Genomic DNA, 1,216 nt, shown 5'->3' with positions numbered 1-1,216 from the left:
GGGGTGGGCTGGTCGGGTAACTGTGCGGGTGGGGCGGGTGGTTGGGGTGTGGTGGTGTGGTCTGGGGTGGCGGGAGGGTGTTTGTTACTGTGATCGCGCTCGGGGGGCTTTCGTGAGCCGTCCTTGTGAACGCATCGTCACGGTCATGGGAGGCCTCTCACATGTCGCAGTCTTTCCTCTACCACTTCCACGGTCTGGGTGAGGTCGACTTCTCCGATATGAGCGCGGCCGATCTTCCGATGCTGGAGAAGCTGTCGGAGGAACGCGGGCTGGAGATCGTGCCCACGGTGTATCTGCGCCGGCCGGCGCTGGGCTCGTTCGAGGAACTGGTGCAGGCCTACGGTGCTTACCGGGCGCAGGTGCCCGGCACCCGGATACGCGGCTTCGCGGTGGAGGGGCCGATGCTGGGTCCCGAGGGAGGCATTCCCCGGGCCGGTGTGTGGACGCCGACGGTGCAGGAGTGGCAGCGGCTGGCGGCGCTGGGCGCGCACGGGCTGCGCTACATCGTGATGGCTCCCGATGCGATGGAACTGGACGAGGAGATCGCGTCCGGGTTCACCTTCGGTGATCTGCTGGCCGGTTTCTACGACCACGGCTGCCGGGTGGCGCTGGGGCACTTCCACCGCGACGCTCCCGAGCGCAGCGCCCGCCGTATGCGCGCCGTCATCGACTTCCTGCACGCCCGTTACGAGTCGTCGCCGTACCTGATCCTGACCGATCACCTCTACAACGACATGCCGCGCAACTTCCGGCATGCCTACCGCAGTGCCGAGGAACGCGCCCTGCGCGCGGCACAGCTGCCCGCCCTGCTGGACCGTCCCTGGACCCGTGAAGGCCTGGCCGGCCTGCTCGGCCCGGTACCGGCCCAGATGATCCACGCGGCGCAGGACGGCAAACTCTTCCCCTGCATCAACTTCGACGGCTACCACGTCGACCTCGACATCGTCCGCAAGACCCTCGACTACCTCGGCAGCGACAAGATGATCGTGCTGACCGACCACACCGAGATCCCCACCATGGCCCGCGAACCCCTCGTGGACGACGGCTCACTGCTGTGGCGCCGCGACGACGGCAAAGTCGCCGCCGGCCAGAGCGGCCCCGACCGCCAGCGCCAGAACATGGCCTCCATCGGACTCACCGAACAGCAGATCGACCAAATGTTCTGGCACAACCCCCGAAACGCCATCCAGTACACGGTCACCCACCGCTGAAACCG

The 1,216-nt window shown here is 67.2% G+C and carries 1 protein-coding gene; it reads left to right on the top strand.

Going from position 1 to position 1,216, the window contains the following annotated elements; translation table 11 throughout:
- Positions 1-161: 161 nt before the first annotated feature.
- The gene (locus IE178_RS35020) at positions 162-1,211 is read left to right on the top strand and encodes a hypothetical protein (protein ID WP_184766758.1); all 1,050 of its coding nucleotides are present in this window, start codon (positions 162-164) and stop codon (positions 1,209-1,211) included.
- Positions 1,212-1,216: the final 5 nt, after the last annotated feature.

This window comes from Streptomyces griseoloalbus (assembly GCA_014650015.1).
In the GTDB taxonomy this organism is placed as follows: Bacteria; Actinomycetota; Actinomycetes; order Streptomycetales; family Streptomycetaceae; genus Streptomyces; species Streptomyces griseoloalbus.
The sequence above is the reverse complement of the archived record's forward strand: the minus strand, read 5'-3'. Positions and strand labels throughout refer to the sequence as shown.

Excerpts from the sequence above, each read along its gene's own strand:
- IE178_RS35020 (WP_184766758.1), top strand. The coding sequence starts at position 162 with ATGTCGCAGTCTTTCCTCTACCACTTCCACGGTCTGGGTGAGGTCGAC.